The organism is Sphingomonas sp. SRI_018, from assembly GCF_057586275.1.
Genome location: NZ_JBYCZO010000004.1, coordinates 162,663 through 181,157, shown reverse-complemented (window position 1 = coordinate 181,157; position 18,495 = coordinate 162,663). Strand labels below are relative to the sequence as shown.

15 protein-coding genes are annotated in these 18,495 nt (G+C 70.1%); 10 read left to right on the top strand and 5 right to left on the bottom strand.

Annotated elements, in window-relative coordinates:
• A partial coding sequence (locus AC2YHA_RS17625) for a 4a-hydroxytetrahydrobiopterin dehydratase (RefSeq protein ID WP_487402661.1) occupies positions 1-339 on the top strand: 339 nt, incomplete at its 5' end.
• Here AC2YHA_RS17625 and AC2YHA_RS17620 read toward each other — a convergent pair.
• On the bottom strand, positions 340-1,131 hold the full coding sequence (locus AC2YHA_RS17620; RefSeq protein ID WP_487402660.1) for an SDR family oxidoreductase: 792 nt from the start codon (positions 1,129-1,131) through the stop codon (positions 340-342).
• A 48-nt stretch (positions 1,132-1,179) separates the two neighbouring features.
• Here AC2YHA_RS17620 and AC2YHA_RS17615 point away from each other — a divergent pair, with 48 nt between their 5' ends.
• The 4 genes from AC2YHA_RS17615 (at position 1,180) to AC2YHA_RS17600 (ending at position 6,712) form a co-directional block, all read left to right on the top strand.
• The gene (locus tag AC2YHA_RS17615; RefSeq protein ID WP_487402659.1) at positions 1,180-1,956 is read left to right on the top strand and encodes an ATP-binding cassette domain-containing protein; all 777 of its coding nucleotides are present in this window, start codon (positions 1,180-1,182) and stop codon (positions 1,954-1,956) included.
• Positions 1,953-3,500 carry an ABC transporter permease/substrate-binding protein gene (locus AC2YHA_RS17610; protein ID WP_487402658.1) on the top strand — a complete coding sequence of 516 codons (1,548 nt, stop codon included), beginning with the start codon at positions 1,953-1,955 and terminating at the stop codon, positions 3,498-3,500. The genes AC2YHA_RS17615 and AC2YHA_RS17610 overlap by 4 nt, the downstream gene beginning before the upstream one ends.
• A 78-nt stretch (positions 3,501-3,578) precedes the next feature.
• Positions 3,579-5,147, top strand: a complete 1,569-nt coding sequence (locus AC2YHA_RS17605; protein ID WP_487402657.1) for an aldehyde dehydrogenase (NADP(+)) — start codon at positions 3,579-3,581, stop codon at positions 5,145-5,147.
• A 17-nt stretch (positions 5,148-5,164) separates the two neighbouring features.
• Complete coding sequence (locus AC2YHA_RS17600) at positions 5,165-6,712, top strand: MFS transporter (protein WP_487402656.1); 1,548 nt, start codon at positions 5,165-5,167, stop codon at positions 6,710-6,712.
• Between the two features lie 104 nt (positions 6,713-6,816).
• Here AC2YHA_RS17600 and AC2YHA_RS17595 read toward each other — a convergent pair whose 3' ends face one another.
• Together AC2YHA_RS17595 and AC2YHA_RS17590 are read right to left on the bottom strand one after the other, a co-directional pair.
• Positions 6,817-8,148 (bottom strand): sensor histidine kinase, encoded by a 1,332-nt coding sequence (locus AC2YHA_RS17595; protein ID WP_487402655.1) that lies wholly within the window; start codon positions 8,146-8,148, stop codon positions 6,817-6,819.
• Positions 8,138-9,520, bottom strand: coding sequence for a sigma-54-dependent transcriptional regulator (locus tag AC2YHA_RS17590; RefSeq protein WP_487402654.1), 1,383 nt, complete (start codon positions 9,518-9,520; stop codon positions 8,138-8,140). Before AC2YHA_RS17590 ends, AC2YHA_RS17595 begins: the two co-directional genes overlap by 11 nt.
• 156 nt (positions 9,521-9,676) lie before the next feature.
• Here AC2YHA_RS17590 and AC2YHA_RS17585 point away from each other — a divergent pair, with 156 nt between their 5' ends.
• The 5 genes from AC2YHA_RS17585 (at position 9,677) to AC2YHA_RS17565 (ending at position 16,958) form a co-directional block, all read left to right on the top strand.
• On the top strand, positions 9,677-9,814 hold the full coding sequence (locus tag AC2YHA_RS17585; RefSeq protein ID WP_233785015.1) for a hypothetical protein: 138 nt from the start codon (positions 9,677-9,679) through the stop codon (positions 9,812-9,814).
• A gap of 118 nt (positions 9,815-9,932) precedes the next feature.
• Entirely contained in the window at positions 9,933-11,249 is a 1,317-nt protein-coding gene (locus tag AC2YHA_RS17580) for an efflux RND transporter periplasmic adaptor subunit (RefSeq protein ID WP_487402653.1), read from the top strand.
• Between the two features lie 14 nt (positions 11,250-11,263).
• A complete protein-coding gene (locus AC2YHA_RS17575; RefSeq protein WP_487402652.1) occupies positions 11,264-11,944 on the top strand; it encodes an ABC transporter ATP-binding protein in 681 nt (226 codons plus the stop codon).
• A gap of 27 nt (positions 11,945-11,971) precedes the next feature.
• Positions 11,972-14,437, top strand: a complete 2,466-nt coding sequence (locus tag AC2YHA_RS17570; protein ID WP_487402651.1) for an FtsX-like permease family protein — start codon at positions 11,972-11,974, stop codon at positions 14,435-14,437.
• 10 nt (positions 14,438-14,447) lie between these two features.
• Complete coding sequence (locus AC2YHA_RS17565) at positions 14,448-16,958, top strand: ABC transporter permease (protein WP_487402650.1); 2,511 nt, start codon at positions 14,448-14,450, stop codon at positions 16,956-16,958.
• Between the two features lie 41 nt (positions 16,959-16,999).
• On the opposite strand, the gene AC2YHA_RS17560 is transcribed toward AC2YHA_RS17565, so the two are convergent.
• Both AC2YHA_RS17560 and AC2YHA_RS17555 read right to left on the bottom strand, forming a co-directional pair.
• Positions 17,000-17,626: a 2-dehydro-3-deoxy-6-phosphogalactonate aldolase gene (locus tag AC2YHA_RS17560; RefSeq protein WP_487402649.1), complete on the bottom strand. Its 627-nt coding sequence runs from the start codon at positions 17,624-17,626 to the stop codon at positions 17,000-17,002.
• Complete coding sequence (locus AC2YHA_RS17555) at positions 17,623-18,495, bottom strand: 2-dehydro-3-deoxygalactonokinase (protein WP_233785003.1); 873 nt, start codon at positions 18,493-18,495, stop codon at positions 17,623-17,625. Before AC2YHA_RS17555 ends, AC2YHA_RS17560 begins: the two co-directional genes overlap by 4 nt.

Below are 18,495 nucleotides of genomic sequence, written 5' to 3'. Positions count from 1 at the left end.
GGAGCGGGCCGGTGCCGAACCAATCAATGCACGCGCCAAGGAGAGGTTATGATCGAGCCGCTGAGCGAAGCCGAGCGCGCCGAGGCGCTCGATGGTCTGCCCGACTGGGATTACGACGACGAGCGCGACGCGATCCGCCGCCGCTTCACCTTCGACGATTTCACCGAGGCTTTCGCCTTCATGACCCAGGTCGCGCTGATGGCGGAGAAGGCCGACCATCATCCCGAATGGGCCAATGTGTATAACCGCGTGGATATCCTGTTGACGACGCACGATGCCGGCGGATTGTCGGCACGCGATGTCGATATGGCGACGGCGATCGACGCGATCGTCGACTGATCAGTCCGCCTGCGCCACCGCTCCCTGCCGCATCATCTTGCGGAGCCGCCCCGGCATCCAGCGCGCGGCGAAGCGGAGGCGATGCGCGGTCTTGCCGACATAGGCGAACACCGCCTCGCCGTGCACCGCATCCCAGGCGGCGTCGGCGACCTGATCCGGCGTACTGAGCTCGAGCCCGGCCGCAACCACCGTCTCGCGGATCGAGCGGTTGGAGCCGGCCGCGGCCGGATCGAGCAGCGGCGTGTCGATGAAGCCGGGAACCAGCCCGCGCACCTTGATGCCGTCGACATGCCATTCGCCGTCAAGCGCCTCGGTCAGCGCGCGCACGGCGAACTTGGTCGCCGAATAGGTCGCGAGGCCCGCCGAGCCGTAGATCGCCGACGCGGAGGCGGTATTGAGCAGGCACGCGCCGGGCGTCGCCTTGAGATGGGCATGGCCGATCCGCGCACCGTTGATCACGCCCACGAAGTTGATCGCGACGGTGCGGTCGATCTCGGCAAAGTCCGCCTCGGCGAAAGGGCCGCCGAGCGCGATACCCGCATTGTTGGCGAGCACGTCGAGCCTTCCGCCGCTTTTGGCCGTGAAATCGGCGAGGCTCGTGCGCCAGCCATCGCGGTCGCGCACGTCCATCACATAAGTGTCGGCGCCGTCCGGGAGCAGCGCCGCAGTCGCCGCCAACCCGCTTTCGTTCACGTCGGCGAGTCCGATCCGCCAGCCCTCGCGCGCGAAGCGCCGCGCGATCGCGCGGCCGATGCCCGATCCGCCGCCGGTGATGAAGATCGCCTTCCGCATGTCCCCTCCCCTTTCCTTTGCCGCCACCGTCGCGCAGAAATGGCGGACATGCCAGCCCCCAGCCTCGGCCCGAGCATCGGCTTCCACCGCGTCGCGGTGACCTATCCGGGCAGCGTGCGCGCGGTCGACGAGGTCGGGCTGGAGATCGCCGGCGGCAGCTTCGTCGCGCTGGTCGGGCAGTCGGGATCGGGCAAGTCGACGCTGCTCAAGACGATCAACCGGCTCGTCGAGCCGACCGCCGGGCGGGTGACGATCGACGGCATGGACGTGACGGACGAGCGGCCGCACCTGCTGCGGCGCCGGATCGGCTATGTCTTTCAGAACGTCGGCTTGTTCCCGCACATGACGGTGGGGGAGAATATCGCGATCGGCCTGCGGCTCGCCGGGCGGAAGGCCGACGGGCGTGTCGGTGAGCTGCTGGAACTGGTCGAACTCTCTCCCGATCTCGCCGTGCGGATGCCGGACGCGCTGTCCGGCGGGCAGCGGCAGCGAGTGGGCGTCGCGCGGGCGCTGGCGACGGAGCCGCGCCTGATGCTGATGGACGAGCCGTTCGGCGCGCTCGACCCGGTGACGCGCGACGCGCTCGGCCGCTCGATCCGCGCGCTGCACGAGCGGCTCGGGCTGACCACGCTGATGGTGACGCACGACATGGCCGAGGCGCTGCTCACCGCCGATCGGGTGCTGGTGATGGCGCGGGGCCGGATCGTCGCCGACGAGACGCCTGCCGCGCTGCTCGCCGGCGCCGGAGGACCGGAGGCAGCCGCGCTGGTCGCGGTGCCGCGCGGACAGGCGCATCGGCTCGCCGCATTGGAAGCAGACACATGAGCGGCGCCTGGGCGCGCGTCCCCGACCTGCTCGGCAGCCATGTGCTGCTCGCCGCCGCCGCGTTGCTGCTCGGGCTGGTGTTGGCGATCCCGCTGACCGTGGCGTCGGCGCGCAGTCCGCTGGTGGCGCGGGTGTCGCTCGGCCTCGCGAGCCTCGTCCAGACGATCCCATCGCTGGCGCTGCTCGCGCTGTTCTATCCGATTCTGCTCTGGGTGTCGGCGCTGGTCGGCGGCGGCGTGCCGGCGCTCGGCTTCCTGCCGTCGCTGCTGGCGCTCGCGCTCTATGCGCTGCTGCCGATCCTGAGGAATGGGGTGACCGGGCTCGCCAACCTCGATCCGGCGGTGCTGGAGGCAGCCGACGGCGTCGGTATGACGCGCTGGCAGAAGCTCCGTCTGGTCGAGGCGCCGCTTGTCGCGCCAGTGCTGATGGCGGGCATCCGCACCGCGGCCGTGTGGACGATCGGCGCGGCAACGCTCTCCACCACCGTCGGCCAGCCAAGCCTCGGCGACCTGATCTTCGCCGGGCTGCAGACCCAGAACTGGGCGCTGGTGCTGGCCGGCTGCACCGCCGCCGCAGGGCTGGCGCTAGGCGTCGACGCCCTGCTCGGGCTCGCCGAGCGCGGCATCGCGACGCGGCGGCGGTGGATGTGGATCGGCGCGCTGGCGGTGCTCGCGCTGGGGCTGGCGGTGGCGCTGGCGCCGCGCTTCGCCGGCACGCGCGGTACGGTCGTGGTCGGTGCCAAGGGGTTCTCGGAGCAATATATCCTCGCCCGCCTGATCGGACACCGGCTGGAGGAGGCCGGCTATCGCGTCGAATATCGCGAGGGACTGGGATCGGTAGTCGCCTTTGCCGCGACCGCGGCGGGCGATGTCGACGTCTATGTCGACTATTCGGGCACGATCTGGACCAACGAGATGAAGCGCAGCGACGTGCCGCCGCGCGCGGCGATCGTCGCCGGCGTGCGCGACTGGGCGGCGAAGACGCATGGCGTGGGGCTGGCGGGGACGCTCGGCTTCGAGAACGCCTATGCCTTCGCGATGCGCGGCGACGACGCCGCGCGGCGCGGCATCCGCAGCATCGCCGACCTCGCGCCGGTCGCGCCGCGGCTCGATCTCGCTACCGACATCGAGTTCCTCGAACGGCCCGAATGGCGGGCGGTGCGCGACTCCTATGGCCTGCGCTTCCGATCGGCGCGGCCTTATCAGCCGACCTTCATGTATCGCGCGCTGGAGAGCGGCGCGGCCGACGTCATCCCCGCCTTCTCCTCGGACGGCCGGATCGCCGCCGACAAGCTCGTCGTGTTGACCGATCCGAAGGGTGCGATCCCGGGATACGACGCGATCATGCTGGTATCGCCGCGGCGCGCGCGGGATGAGGCGTTCCTCGCCGCGCTCCGCCCGCTCGTCGACCGCGTGCCCGTCGAGGCGATGCGCGAGGCCAACTATATGGTCGATCGCGACACCAACAAACGCTCCCCCGACGATGCGGCGGCGTGGTTGGAAGGTAAAATTGGGCTGGAAGGCAAAATTGGGCTGGAGCGATAAATTTTCCGCATCAGGGGCGATGACCTCGGCCTTTGGTATCGCTATCTGCGCCGGGCACATCCCATACCCGAGGAGTTCATGATGGACGGCAGCTTCCTGATCGGCGCACGCGCGGTCACGACGGACGAGACCTTCACCGGCTTCGATCCCGCCACCAACGAAGCGCTCGATCCGCCCTTCTCGGTCGCCACCGTCGATCATGTCGCCGAGGCGTGCCGGCTCGCCGACAAGGCCTTCGACACCTATCGCGAGACCACGCCCGAGGCGCGCGCCGCGTTCCTCGAGGCGATCGCCGCGAATATCGAAGCGATCGGCGACGAGCTGATCGTCCGCGCGATGCAGGAAAGCGGCCTCCCCCGCCCGCGCCTCGAGGGCGAGCGCGGCCGCACCGCCGGCCAGCTCCGTCTGTTCGCGCGGGTGCTCCGCCAGGGGCGCTGGGCCGGCGTCACCATCGACTCCGCCCTGCCCGATCGCCAGCCGCTGCCGCGCGCGGACCTGCGCCAGCGCCGCATCGGCGTCGGCCCGGTCGCGGTGTTCGGGGCGTCGAACTTCCCGCTCGCCTTCTCCGTGGCCGGCGGCGACACCGCCTCGGCGCTCGCCGCCGGCTGTCCGGTGGTGGTGAAGGGGCATCCGGCGCATCCCGGCACCTCGGCGCTGGTCGGACAGGCGATCCGCGATGCCGTCGCCGCGAGCGGATTGCCCGAAGGCGTGTTCTCGCTGGTGCAGGGCCCCGCGAACGAGCTCGGCGCCGCGCTGGTCGCCGATCCCCGGATCAAGGCGGTCGGCTTCACCGGCTCGCGTGGCGGGGGGCTCGCCCTCGTCAACATCGCCAACAATCGGCCAGAGCCGATCCCGGTCTATGCCGAGATGTCGAGCGTCAATCCGGTGCTGCTGTTCCCCGCCGCGCTCGCCGCGCGCGCGGAGGCGCTGGGCAAGGCCTATGTCGGGTCGCTGACGCTGGGATCGGGGCAGTTCTGCACCAATCCGGGCATCGTGCTGGCGCTCGCCGGGCCCGACCTCGACCGCTTCGCCGCCACCGCCGCCGACGCGCTGGCGGAGGCGCAGCCGCAGGTGATGCTGACCAGCGGCATCCACGCCAACTACGACCGCGGCGTCACCGAGATCGCCGGCCATGGCGCGGTCGAGACGCTGGCGCGCGGGGCCGAGGGCACCGGCTGCAACCGCGGCCGCGCGGCGCTGTTCGCCACCACCGCCGCCAACTTCATCGCCAACCCTGAGCTGGCGCACGAGGTGTTCGGTGCCGCCTCGATCATCGTGCGTGCCGATAATCTCGACGAGGTCGCCCAGGTGCTGACGGCGATGGAGGGCCAGCTCACCGCGACGCTCCACCTCGACGACGCCGACGCCGAACTCGCCCGCCCGCTGATCCCGCTGCTCGAGCGCAAAGCCGGCCGTATCCTCGCCAACGGCTGGCCGACCGGCGTCGAGGTCTCCTATGCGATGGTCCATGGCGGGCCGTTCCCGGCGACGTCGGACCCGCGTTCGACCTCGGTCGGCACCGCGGCGATCGAGCGCTTCCTGCGGCCGGTCTGCTATCAGGACATTCCCGACGTGCTGCTGCCGGCACCGGTCCAGCGGGCCAACCCGCTCGGCCTGCCGCGCATCATCGACGGCGACCCGGAATAAGGGCATAGATCGCGCGCATGGCAACGCGCGCGACGGTCCTTTCCGAACGTACCGGCCTCTGGGCCTTCATCATCGGCTGCGCCGCGGTGACGGCCGGGGTGCTGCTGCACCTGCCCATGTTCCTTGCCAGCCGGAGCATGGGCTATCACATGGCCGGGATGCCGATGGATCCGGGGATGATCCTTGGCATGGGGCTGATCGTCGGCGGCGTCGCGCTCGCCGCCTATGGGCTGGTGCCGACCAACGTCGCCCGCCAGCGCGCCGCCGCCGCCGGCGTGGAGATCGTCGCGCCCGAGGATGCGGCGCTCGGCCCCGCGCACTGGGGGCTGATGGCGGTGCTGGTGCTGGCGCTGATCATCGACACGATGAAGCCGGCGAGCCTCGGCTTCACGCTCAACGGCATGACGCATGAATATCATGCGTCGACCGCGACGGTCTCGCTGGTGCCGTTCGCCGCGCTGGCGGGCACCGTCACCGGATCGGTGGTCTGGGGGATCATCGCCGATATCTACGGCCGCAAGGCGTCGATCCTGCTGTCCGCGGTGATGTTCGTCGGCACCTCGATCTGCGGGGCGATGCCGAGCCTCGCCTGGAACGTCGGCATGTGCTTCATGATGGGCGCGGCGGCGGGAGGGATGCTGCCGGTCACCTATGCCCTGCTCGCCGAGATGATGCCGAGCCGCCATCGCGGCTGGAGCCTGGTGCTGGTCGGCGGCTTGGGCGCGGTCGGCGGCTATTTCGCGGCGAGCGGCTCATCGGCGCTGTTCCAACCGGTGTTCGGCTGGCGCATCCTGTGGCTGCTCAACCTGCCGACCGGGCTGGCGCTGGTCCTGCTCGGCGCGTTCATCCCGGAAAGCGCGCGCTTCCTGATCGCGCGCGGCCGCACCGGCGAAGCGGAGCAGGTGATGCGGCGCTTCGGCTCGTCGGCGCGCCGGATCGCGGCGGCCGTGCCCGCACCGATGGTCAGCCATCGTCTTGCCGGTGGCGCGCTGATCGGCAAGCTCGCCGCGCTCAGCCTCACCGCGCTGGCCTGGGGATTCATCAACTTCGGGCTGCTCCTGTGGCTGCCGGCCGATCTCGTCGCTAAGGGCTACAGCACCGCGGTATCGAGCCGGCTGCTCGCCGAATCGGCGCTGATCGCCTTCCCCACCGTGTTCCTCGCCGCGCTGCTCTACAGCCGGTGGAGCACCAAATATTCGCTGGTCGCGATGATCGCGGTGACGCTGGCCGGGCTGGCCGGCGTGCTGTGGCTGGAGACCGGCGGCGGGATGAGCCCGGTGTGGCCGGTGGCGCTGCTGATCGTCGGCAGTAACGGCATCATCGCGATCATCCTGCCCTATGCCGCCGAGAGCTTCCCGTTCCGCGTGCGCGGCCGCGCCACCGGCTGGGTGGCGGCGTGCAGCAAGGCGGGCGGCCTCCTCGCGCAGCTGCTCGGCATCCTGGCGCTGAAGCCGGCGCTCGGTCTCGCTGCGCTCGCGCTGATGGCGCCGACCGCGCTGGCGCTGGCGCTGGTGGCGGTGTTCGGCCGGGAGACGCGCGGCCGCGATCTCCGGCACCTCGACTGAGAGCAAAATAGGAGTCGCCTCCTGTTCCGTTCGTGTCGAGCGAAGTCGAGACACGGGGATGGGGCCGTCCCTCGACTTCGCTCGGGACGAACGGAATTCGCCGCCTACAGCAGGATCCGGAACAGCGCCCCGCCCTGCGGCGCGTCGGCGATGTCGATCGTGCCGCCGTGCGCGATCACGATCTGGCGGGCGAGGTTGAGGCCGACGCCGGTGCCGGTCTTGCGGGTGGTGAAGAAGGGCAGGAAGATGTCGCCCTTGAGCCCCTCGGGCACGCCGGGACCGTTGTCCTCAACCTCGATGCCGGCGCGGCCTTCGCGTTCGGTGAAGATGCGCAGCGCCACCGACGGGTCGCTGCGCGTCGCGGAGGCCGCCTCGGCGGCATTGCGCAGGAGGTTGATCAGCACCTGCGCCAGCATGTTGCGGTCGGCGTCGAGCTGGAGCCCCGGCGGCGTCACCGACAACGCCAGCGGCACCGCCGGCCAGTCGGCGGCGAAGAGGCGGGCAAGCTCCTCCGCCCATGGCAGCGCCGCGAAGCCGGTCCGCTCGATCACCGGCGGCCGCGCGATCGCGCGATAGCTCTCGACGAAATGCTGCAGCCCCTCGGCGCGGCGCGCGAGGGTGCTCACGGCGATGCGGGCGTCGGCCAGCTCGGCGGTGGCGGCAGGCGGCTGGCCCTCAAGCAGCGCGGCGGCGGTCGAGGCGAGCGAGGTCACCGGGGTCAGCGAATTGAGGATCTCGTGGGTCAGCACGCGGACGATGTCGGTCTGTGCCGCCATCTCGACCGCGTCGAGCGTGCCCTGGATCGGCTGCACCGTCACCGCGCGCACGCGCGCACCGAGCCGTTCCAGCACCGCCGAGCGCACCAGCGCGCGCTGAGGGCGACCGTCGAGGCTGAGCAGCAGCACCTCCTCGCGCGCCGCACCGTCGTCGCCGAGGCGCTTGGCGAAAGTGCTGCCGTAGACCGCATAATCCTCCGGCCGTGCGCCGTGGACGTGGCGGAACAGCGAGCGTGCCGCCTTGTTGCCCGGCGCGACCCGCCCCACTTCATCCACGGTGAGCAGCGCGATCGGCATGTCGTCGACAAGCGCCTCGCGGAAACGAAGCTCGTCGGCCGCCTTGTCGCGGTCGGCGCGCAGCGCGGCGAGCGCATTGTCAAAGGCCTGACCCAGCTCCTGGAAGCCGGAGTCGCCTTGCCGCTCGAACCGTGCGCCGAAATCGCCGAAGCGCAGCGCCTCCAGGAAACGCGCCACCGCCACGTTGGTGCGCGAGACATGGTTCCACAGTCCCCAGGCGGCGGCGATCACCAGGATGCCGGCGACGATCCGCGCGGCGCCCAGCCCCTCGGTCGCGATCGCCGCGATGAACGCGAGCAGCGCGACGAACAGTGCGGCGACCCAGGCCGCGAGACCGACGGTGAAGCGGCGGCTAAAGCCCATGCTTCTCCATCCGCCGATAGAGCGCGGCACGCGACAGCCCGAGCTCGGCCGCGGCGAGCGAGATGTTGTAGCCGTGCTTGCGCAGCGCTTCCTCGCACAGACGCTTCTCGACCCGGTCAAGATTGAAGTCGTCCGGCGGCGGCGGAGCGATCACCGGCGCGCTCGGCACCGGCCCCAGCGGGAAATCGTGCGGCTCGAGCGGGCCGCCGCCAGCCAGGATCACCGCACGCTCGATCGCGTGCCGGAGCGCGCGGACGTTGCCCGGCCAGTCGTGCGCCTCCAGCGCCTTGCGCGCGGCGTCGCTGAGTGCGGGCACCGGCCGATTGTAGCGCCGGGCATAGTGCGCGAGATAATGGTCGACCAGCTCGGGGATGTCCTCGTGACGTTCCCTGAGCGGCGGCAGCTCGATCTCGACCGTATTGAGACGGAACAAAAGGTCGGGACGGAAATGCCGCTCATCGCGCAGCGTCGCGGGCGAGGCATTGGTCGCGGCGATCACGCGGATGTCGACCGGGATCGGCTTGTTGGCGCCGACCGGGGTCACCTGGCGCTGTTCGAGCACGGTCAGCAATTTCGGCTGGAGCCGGAGCGGCAGGTTGCCGATCTCGTCGAGGAACAGCGTGCCGCCGTCCGCCGCCTGGATCCGGCCGACGCGGTCGCTCCTGGCGTCGGTGAAGGCACCCTTCACATGGCCGAACAGCTCGCTGTCGATCAGGTCCTCGCTGAGCGCGCCGAGATCGACGGTCAGCATCACCTTGCCCGACCGGAGCGACTGGCGATGCAGCTCGCGCGCGGCCAGCTCCTTGCCGGTGCCGTTCTCGCCGAGGATCAGGACATTGGCATCGGTGGGCGCCGCGCGCGTGATCAGCGAGGCGACCCGTGCCATCGCCGGAGAGGACCCGAGCAGCGGGGTCTCGGTGCCCTTCGGCGGTTCGGCGATCGCCGCCACGCGCGCCTTTTCCGTCGCCACCGCCCGGCGCGAGTGCCTGAGCGTCGCCGCGGTGCGGGCGGTGGCGAGCAGCCGTTCGTTGCTCCACGGCTTGGACACGAAATCGGTCGCGCCGCGCTTCATCGCCTCGACCGCGACTTGGACGCCGGCGTGTGCGGTGATCATCACCACCACCATTTCGGGATCGAGCGCGAGCAGCCGGTCGAGCCAGGCCAGCCCCTCCTTCGAATCGGTCGCCCCGCGTGCGAAATTGGCGTCGAGCAGCACGACCTCCGGCGACTTTGCCGCGATCGCCGGCAGCGCCTCGTCCGGGCTGCGCGCAGTCACCACTTCGGCGAACAGCCGGCGCAACAGTAATCGCGCGGCGACCAGGATGTCCTCGTCGTCGTCGACAATGACGCAGCAATCGAATTCGGTGGCCATGATCGTCCGCTCTCGTACAGAAACTGTGCGATATCGGACAATCAATTCGCGTGCCAATTGCGCCATGAGCAGCGAAAACGGCGGAAAACCGCGGTTGGCACGCTCGATGCTCTGTTCCTGCCCGTCGGCATCGTGCCGTCGCCAAGGAGAAGCATCATGACCCTCTCGACCTTTCGCCTGCTGAGCGTGCTCGGCGCCTTCGTCGCCACCGCCGCGCTCACCCTCGCTTCGTCGGCGCCGCTGCCGGCCAAGGTCCAGACTGCCGCGCTCGCGGTTCCGAGCATCGCCGCGTGACCGTGCGGGCGCGCCGGCCGGTGTCCGCACCCGGACAGCAACTGTCCGGATGCGGACACTTTTGCCGACATATGATCGATATCGCCTTGTGATCGGCGCTGGCACAGGGATTGCTTGAATGACCGCCATGAGCGTCGTGCGGATGAAGAACGAGAAGAGCGAAGCGCCGGTCTCGGGCAGCGGCATGGACCGCGTCGTCGAGCGCAAGGGGCTGTCGCCGCGCATCAAGATCGCCGCCGGCGTGGCGGCGCTGGCGAGCGCGATCCTGCTGTTCTGGTGGTTCGCCCCGACGTCGAGCAGCCAGACGCTCGCCGCCGACCGCGTGACGATCTCGCCGGTGACGCGCGGGACCTTCGAGGATTTCATTCCTCTGCGCGCGCGGGTCACGCCTCTCCTCACCGTCTACCTCGATGCGGTCGAGGGCGGGCGCGTCGAGAAGCTGCTGGTCGAGGACGGCGCCACCGTCGCCAAGGGTCAGATGATCGCGGTGCTCTCCAACGCCGAGCTCCAGCTCTCCACCCTCGCCCGCCAGACCGAGGTCGAGCAGCAGATCAACAACATGCGCAGCCAGGAGCTGGCGCTCGCGCAGACCCGCCTCGCCAACGAGCGTGCGGTGCTCGAGGCCGAGCTCGACGCCGCCAAGGCCAAGCGCCAGTACGAGCGCGAGGCGCCGCTCGCCGCACGCGGCTTCGTGCCGGGCAAGCAGTTCGCCGACACCCGCGACACCTATGAGTATCAGCGCCGCCGCGTCGCGGTGCTCAAGCGCAGCCAGGCGACCGACGAGCGGCTGCAGGTCGGCCAGCTCGGCCAGCAGCAGGCGGCTGCGCAGTCGATGCAGTCGGGCCTCGCGCTCGCCCGCACCAATCTCGATTCGCTCAACCTGCGCGCGCCGGTCGCGGGGCAGCTCTCCGGCTTCTCGATCCAGGTCGGCCAGTCGATGCAGCGCGGCGAGCGGATCGGCCAGATCGATAGCCCGGGACGCAACAAGCTGATGGCCGGCGTCGAGGAATTCTACCTCGGCCGCGTCCAGCTCGGTCAGCGCGCCACGATCGAGTCGGGCGGGCGCCAGTATCAGGCGCGCGTCGCCAAAATCTATCCGCAGGTCCAGAACGGGCAGTTCCAGATCGACCTGCAGTTCATCGGGCCCGAGCCCGCCAACATCCAGCGCGGCCAGACGCTGCAGGCGCGCCTCACCCTCGGCGATCCCGCGCCGGCGGTGCTGGTGCCCAACGGCAGCTTCTACAACGACACCGGCGGCAACTGGGTATTCGTGGTCGCCCCCGACGGCCGCTCGGCGATCAAGCGCCAGGTCCGCCTCGGCCGCCGCAACGCCGAGACGATCGAGGTGCTCGACGGGCTCCAGCCGGGCGAGCGCATCCTCACCTCCCCCTATACCGGCCTCACCGACAAGGACCGGCTGGACCTCAGCCAATGACGAAAGGACAAGCAATGCTCAGCATGCGTGCGCTCTCGCGGGTCTACCGCACCGACACCGTCGAGACGACCGCGCTCGACGGCATCGACCTCGACATCGCCGAGGGCGAGTTCGTCGCGGTGATGGGCCCGTCGGGCTGCGGCAAGTCGACCTTGCTCAACCTGATGGGGCTGCTCGACAGCCCGTCGAGCGGGTCCTACGATTTCGCGGGGCAGGAGGTCGCGGGGCTGAGCGAGGCCCGCCTCGCCGAGGTGCGCAAGCGGAACATCGGCTTCATCTTCCAGAGCTTCAACCTGGTCGACGAGCTGTCGGTGCGCGAGAATGTCGAGCTCGCGCTGCTCTACCACGACGTCCCCGCCGCCGAGCGCAAGCGCCGGGTCGAGCAGGTGATGGACCGCGTCGGCATCGCCCACCGAGCCCGCCACCGGCCCAGCCAGCTCTCCGGCGGTCAGCAGCAGCGCGTCGCCGTCGCCCGCGCGCTGGTCGCCGAGCCCAAGCTGATCCTGGCGGACGAGCCGACCGGCAACCTCGACACCCATCACGGCGAGGAGGTGATGCGGATGCTCCAGGGCCTCAACGCCGAGGGCTCGACGATCGTGATGGTGACGCACTCGCCGGCGCACGCCGACTACGCCAGCCGCGTCATCAACATGCTCGACGGCCGCATCCTCCAGGAGCAGCGCCGCGCGGCCTGACCGGGAGGAAAGCAGGGGACAGGATCGATGTGGCGCAACTATCTGACCGTGGCCCTCCGCACGCTGGCGCGCAGCCCGGCCTATGCAGCGGTCAACATCGGCGGCCTCGCGCTCGGGCTGGCGGGGTCGCTGCTGATCCTCGCCTATGTCAATTACGAGCGGAGCTATGACAGCTGGCTGCCCGATAGCGGGCGGGTCTTTCAGGTCCAGACGACGGTGTATCCGCCGGCGCGGGCGCCCGTCCATAGCCAGGCGAGTCCCTTCGCGTTCTACGAAAAGCTGCCAGGCGCCTTTCCGCAAATTGAGGCTGTGACGTCACTCGCGGCGGGAAAGACCGTCACCGAACATGACGGCCAGCCGATGTTCATCGACTCGACCACCGTCGATCCGGAATTTTTCAAGGTCTTCGCACTTCCCTTCGCTCAGGGCTCGGCCGCCAACGCGCTGCCCGACCCCAACGCGGTCGTGCTGACCGAGAGCGAGGCGATCCGCCAGTTCGGTACGGCCGACGCGCTGGGGAAACGGTTGAGCCTCGGCGCTGGGGCGGGCAAGCGCGATTACCGCGTCAGCGCGGTGCTCCGCGATCTGCCGCGCAACACCAGCCTGCGCCTGGGCATCATCTTCCGCCGCGATCTTGGCAGTATCCCGCCCGAGCGTCGGGGATGGCTCGATGCAGAACAGCAACATTACGTCAAGTTGCGTCCGGGTACCGATGGTGCCGCCGCGGTGAATGCCGGGCTTCCCGTCTGGAAGAAGCGGACATGGTCGCCCGGGATGCTGGACGGCAAGAGGGTGTCGATCGTCGACGCGTTCGACTTCCATCTGGTGCCGCTCGGTGACGTCCACCTTGGTCGCGCGCAGGAGAAGGCGCTCACGCCGGCCGGCGATCCGCGCGCGCTCGCCACCTTCGCGATCGTCGCGCTGCTGACGCTCGGCATGGCGGTGATGAACTTCGTCAACCTCACCACCGCACGCGCGACGCAGCGGGCGCGCGAGGTGGCGCTGCGCAAGGTGCTCGGCGCGACCCGCGGCCAGCTGATCGTCCAGTTCCTCGGCGAAAGCCTACTGATCGCCGCGGCGGCGATGCTGATCGCGCTCACCGTCGCCGAGCTGGCGACGCCGTGGATCGGCCGTCTGATGGGCGCCGAGATGCGCATCACCTATCTGGGCGAGCGGGGCATGCTGCTGCCCGCGCTCGGGCTGTTCGCCGTCACCGGGCTGGCGGGCGGCCTCTATCCGGCATTGTACCTCAGCCGGTTCCGGCCCGCGCAGGTGCTGCGGACCGGCCGGGCCGCGGCGGAGACGCCGGGGAGCGGCCGGCTGCGCGCGGTGCTCGTCGTCGTCCAGTTCGCGGTCGCGATCGGGCTGATCGCGAGCACCGCGGTGATCTGGTCGCAGACGCGCTTCATCGAGCGCGTCGATCCCGGCTACCGCCGCGACGGGCTGATCCAGATCACCAACGCCTGGCGCTTCACCCAGGGCGCCGAATATGAGGCGGCGCGTCCCCTGATGCTCGCGGTTCCCGGCGTCACCGGCGTCGGCCGCGCCGGCCTGGAGCTGGGCGCCCCCGAAACCCCGGTCCGGCTGATGCGCGGCGGCGCCGGTGCACCATGGGTCACGATGGGATTCTACAGCGTCGACGCGGACTTCCTCAGCACGATGGGCATCGGGCGGCTCGCCGGCCGCCTGCTCGGCGACCGCTTCGCCGCCGACCGGATCGCCGGCGCGACCCCCGCCGATCTCGTCGCGCGCGGCGTCAACGTGGTGATCAACCGCTCCGCCGCGGCCAAGCTCGGCTATCGCACGCCCGAGGCGGCCGTCGGGCAGCGCTTCGAGATCGCGTTCACCGCCTTCCCGATGGTCCCTTCGACGATCGTCGGCGTGGTCGAGGACACAAGGTTCCGTACCGCGCGCGATGCGGTCGATCCGATCGTCTACGTCTATGATCCGGAGCACACCAGCCAGGTGCTGGTCCGCTATGCCGGCGCCCGGCCGGGCGAGGTGATGGCGGGCCTCAACAAGGTCTGGCGCAGGTTCGAGCCCGAGATCCCGTTCGAGGCGCGCTTCGCCGACGACATCGTCCGCGAGCTCTACGCGGCCGAGCGCGCGCGCGGCGTGCTGTTCGCCGCCTTCTCGGCGCTGGCGGTGGTGATCGCCTGCCTCGGCCTCTACAGCCTCGCCGCCTTCGCGACCGAGCGGCGCACCAAGGAGATCGGCATCCGCAAGGTGGTCGGCGCCACGGTGCGCGACATCGTCCGGCTGCTCGTCTGGCAATTCTCCAAGCCGGTGGTGCTCGCCAATCTCATCGCCTGGCCCGCCGCCTGGTGGGCGATGCGCGACTGGCTCAACGGTTTCGACGCGCGCATTGCGCTGGGGCCGGGGCCGTTCGCGCTCGCCGGCCTGCTGGCGCTCGCCATCGCGGTCGCGACCGTCGCCGGCCATGCGCTGCGCGTCGCGCGCATGAACCCCATCCACGCCCTCCGCTACGAGTAGGACCCACCCCATGTGGCGCAATTACGTGATCGTCGGCCTCAGGTCGCTCGCCAAGAACAAGACCTATGCCTTCATCAACATCTTCGGGCTGTCGCTCGGCATCGCGGCGTGCCTTTTGATCCTGAACTTCGTGCGCTACGAGTTCAGCTACAACGCCTGGATGAAGGACGCCGACCGTTCCTTCCAGCTCCAGGATTTCTACAAGGCGACCGAGACCGGCGGCGAGGAAATGAAGCTGCAGGTGACGAGCATCGCCGCCGGCCGCGCGCTCAAGAAGGATTTCCCGCAGTTCGAGCAGGTGGTCTACGTCACGACGCCGCCGGTCACGGTGATCCAGGACGGCCAGGCGACGCGGCCCGAAAACGCGCTGCTGGTCGACGGGCCGATCTTCGACATCCTGCAGATACCCTTCGTCCGCGGCGATCCGGCGCATGTGCTGGACGATCCGCACGCCGTCGTGCTGAGCGAGACCGAGGCGGCCAAGCGCTTCGGCACGGCCAATCCGGTCGGCCAGACGCTGACGCTGAACAGCGGCGACATGGAGGCGGATTATCGCGTGACGGGCGTGTTCAAGGACCTGCCCAAGAACACGACCGTGCCGATGGACCTGGTGGCGCGCTTCGATCCCGACACCTACTTCGCGCGGTCGCCGGGGACCGTCACCGGCTGGGGCAACCAGAACGGCTTCATCTACGCCAAGCTGCGGCCCGGCGTGGACCCTAAGGCGATCGAGGCGCAGTTCCCCGCCTGGGAGAAGCGCAACATCCCCGACGACATCACCGACGGCAAGCGGACCAACCAGGGCGACGTCCAGGATTGGCACCTCACCCCGCTTCGCGACATCCACCTCGGCGAGGCGCAGGTCGGGGCGCAGCGATCCACCGGCGACAAGGCGACGATGATCAGCTTCGTCGTCATCGCGCTGCTGATCCTGGGCATCGCCTGCGTTAACTTCACCAACCTCGCCACTGCGCGCGCCAGCCAGCGCGCCCGCGAGGTGGCGCTGCGCAAGGTGCTGGGCGCGACCCGACGCCAGCTCGTCACGCAGTTCGTGGGGGAATCGGTGCTGGTGGCGGCGATCGCGATGCTGATCGCGCTCGCGCTGGTCGAGCTCGCGACGCCGGCGCTCAACGGCTTCCTCGATACCGACATGAGCGTGCATTACTTCGGCGGCGACGGCATGCTGCTGCCGATCCTCGGCCTCATCGTCGTGGTCGGGCTCGCCGGCGGGCTCTATCCTGCCTTCTACCTGTCGCGCTTCCAGCCCGCGCGCGTGCTCAAGGCCAACAAGTCGGCCGCGGACGCCGAAGGCAGCGGCCGGCTGCGCTCGATCCTGGTGATCGCGCAGTTCGCGGTGTCGATCGGACTGATCGTGTGCACCTCCGTCATCTATGCGCAGACGATGTACGCGCGCTCGGCCGATCAGGGCTACAAGCGCGAGGGGCTGCTCCAGGTGCGGCGCCTCAGCACGCCCAAGATCGAGCGCATCCAGAAGACGCTGGTCCAGGAGGTCCGCGGCATTCCCGGCGTGACCGCGGTCGGCCGCTCGACGATCGGAGTCGCCACCGGCAACAATTCGATGACCAGCGCGAAGCGTCCGGGCGCCGCCACCGAGAGCGACATCGGCTTCTACGGCATGGATCCCGGCGTGATCGACGCGCTCGGCATGAAGCTGATCGCCGGGCGCAATTTCTCCGAGGCCAATCCGATGGATGACGCGACCACGCCGTCGCCGCCCGACGATGCGGCCGAGCGCGCCCTGGTGGCGCGCGGAGTCAACGTGCTGCTGTCCGAATCGGCGGCGAAGCGCCTCGGTTTCGCCAGTGCCCAGGCGGCGATCGGCCAGCCGCTCCAGACCGGCCTGACCGACACCGCGAAATACGGCTGGCTGCCGGCGACGGTGGTCGGCGTCGTCAGCGACGTGCGCTACCGTACGGTGCGCGAGCCGCTGCAGCCGATCCTCTATTATTACCAGACGGTCGGCTACAACAACCTGCTCGTGCGCTACCAAGGCGTGGCGCCCGACGTGATCCGCGCGCGTGTCGAGGCGATCTGGAAGCGGCTCGCGCCCGACGTGCCGTTCGAGGCGCGCCATGCCGAGGACATCGTCCATGACCTCTACAACGGCGACGAGCAGCGCGCACAGCTGTTCGGCATGTTCGCCATCCTCGCGGTGGTGATCGGCTGCCTCGGGCTGTTCGGCCTCGCCGCCTTCACCGCCGAGCGGCGCACCAAGGAGATCGGCATCCGCAAGGTGCTGGGCGCGCGGACGCAGGACATCGTGCGGCTGCTGGTCTGGCAGTTCAGCCGGCCGGTGCTGGTGGCCAACCTGATCGCCTGGCCGATCGCCTGGTGGGCGATGCGCGACTGGCTGAACGGATTCGAGAGCCGCATCAGCCTCAGCCCCCTGCCGTTCCTGCTCGCGGGCGGGCTGGCGCTGGGAATCGCGATCGCGACGATCGCCGCCCACGCCTGGCGGGTGGCGCAGACCAATCCGGTCCATGCGCTGCGATATGAGTGAGAGGAGAAACGCCGTCATCCCGGTGAAAGCCGGGATGACGCTCAGTTCAGCGCGGCCACGAAGTCCCGCGCGCGGCTGCCGACCTCGTCGGCGGTCAATCCCGGCCGGTACAGCGCGGAGCCGAGACCGAATCCGGCGGCTCCCGCCTCGGTCCAGCGCGCGAGGTCGGCGGGAGTGATCCCGCCCACCGCGAGCACGCGCGTCCCTTTGGGCAGCACCGCCCGTATCGCCTTGACGACGGCGGGCGACGCCCCTTCCGCCGGGAACAGCTTGAGCGCGGTCGCGCCTGCTTCGAGCGCGGCAAAGGCCTCGGTCGGGGTGGCGATGCCGGGGAGCGAGACCAGCCCCGCCGCCGCGCTCGCGCCGATCACCGCCGGGTTGGCGTTGGGCGAGATGATCATGGTGCCGCCCGCGCCCTGCACGGCGGCTACGTCCGCGGCGCTGAGCACCGTACCGGCGCCGATCACCGCCCGCCCCTCGAAACGACGCGCCAGCCGCGCGATGCTGTCGAGCGGATCGGGCGAGTTGAGCGGAACCTCGATCAGCGTGAAGCCGGCCGCGACCAGCGCGTCGCCGACCGCCTCGACCTCGTCCGGGCGGACGCCGCGCAGGATGGCGACGAGCGGACAGCGGGCGAAGGCAGCGTCGAAGGCGGCGATGTGACTCACGGGATCAGGGCTCCGATCTGATGGATGCCGGCGATGAAGGCGGCGTGGCTGTCGACGAGTTCGGCGGCACGGCCATGCGCCTCGATCGCGGCGACATAGAGGCCGCCCAATTTGGGGTCGGCCAACACATAGGCGCGGTCGTGACGCGTCTCGGCGAGCCGTGCGGCGACGTCGCTGCCAATGACGAGACCGCTGGCGAAGGAGGCGGCGTCCTCGTCGTCGCGCAGGCCGAGCAGCTTGGCGGCGCGGATGCCGAACAGCGAGGCGGCAAGGTCACGCTTCGCCCCCTCGCGCACGCCGGCGAGGAACGCCTCGCCCGGCGTCACGTCGGCGCCGAGCTGCGCCGCGAGCAGGCCGTGGCCGCGCAGCAATGCGAACAGCTCGCCGGTCATCGCCGTGGTGAAGCGCGCGACCTCACCGCCCGCCATCTCCGCCCATTTGCAATGTGTGCCCGGCTGGACGAGCAGCGCGTCGCCCGGCGCCAAGCCGGCCGCGCAGGCGCCGAGGAGCTGGACCTCCTCGCCGCGCATCACGTCGCCCCGCCCGCCGTCGACGAACGACAGGCCGGGAATGATCGCGGTGCGGTCGTCCATCCACAGCAGATTGGCAACCAGCGCGGCGATGCCGGCAGGCGCGGGGACATAGGGAGCTGCCCGCCAACCGATGTTCGACCCGACCATGCCGGCGAGCAGCATCGGCAGGGCACCGAACCGCTCCCGGATCGCGGTCACCTCACCGGCGAAATCGGTCACGGCGACCACGCCGTGATCGTCGCGTTCGGTCTCGGCGACCGCGCCGTCCTCGATCAGATAGACCCGCCGGTTGGTCGTCCCCCAATCGACGGCGAGGAAGCGCGGGCCAAGACTCAT

Bases quoted from the DNA above. Each gene is read 5' to 3' on its own strand.
- AC2YHA_RS17575 (WP_487402652.1), top strand. From the start codon at position 11,264: ATGCTCAGCATGCGTGCGCTCTCGCGGGTCTACCGCACCGACACCGTC.
- AC2YHA_RS17620 (WP_487402660.1), bottom strand. From the start codon at position 1,131: ATGCGGAAGGCGATCTTCATCACCGGCGGCGGATCGGGCATCGGCCGC.
- AC2YHA_RS17615 (WP_487402659.1), top strand. From the start codon at position 1,180: ATGCCAGCCCCCAGCCTCGGCCCGAGCATCGGCTTCCACCGCGTCGCG.
- AC2YHA_RS17600 (WP_487402656.1), top strand. From the start codon at position 5,165: ATGGCAACGCGCGCGACGGTCCTTTCCGAACGTACCGGCCTCTGGGCC.
- AC2YHA_RS17610 (WP_487402658.1), top strand. From the start codon at position 1,953: ATGAGCGGCGCCTGGGCGCGCGTCCCCGACCTGCTCGGCAGCCATGTG.
- AC2YHA_RS17585 (WP_233785015.1), top strand. From the start codon at position 9,677: ATGACCCTCTCGACCTTTCGCCTGCTGAGCGTGCTCGGCGCCTTCGTC.
- AC2YHA_RS17570 (WP_487402651.1), top strand. From the start codon at position 11,972: ATGTGGCGCAACTATCTGACCGTGGCCCTCCGCACGCTGGCGCGCAGC.
- AC2YHA_RS17590 (WP_487402654.1), bottom strand. From the start codon at position 9,520: ATGGCCACCGAATTCGATTGCTGCGTCATTGTCGACGACGACGAGGAC.
- AC2YHA_RS17605 (WP_487402657.1), top strand. From the start codon at position 3,579: ATGATGGACGGCAGCTTCCTGATCGGCGCACGCGCGGTCACGACGGAC.
- AC2YHA_RS17555 (WP_233785003.1), bottom strand. From the start codon at position 18,495: ATGAGTCTTGGCCCGCGCTTCCTCGCCGTCGATTGGGGGACGACCAAC.
- AC2YHA_RS17595 (WP_487402655.1), bottom strand. From the start codon at position 8,148: ATGGGCTTTAGCCGCCGCTTCACCGTCGGTCTCGCGGCCTGGGTCGCC.
- AC2YHA_RS17580 (WP_487402653.1), top strand. From the start codon at position 9,933: ATGACCGCCATGAGCGTCGTGCGGATGAAGAACGAGAAGAGCGAAGCG.
- AC2YHA_RS17565 (WP_487402650.1), top strand. From the start codon at position 14,448: ATGTGGCGCAATTACGTGATCGTCGGCCTCAGGTCGCTCGCCAAGAAC.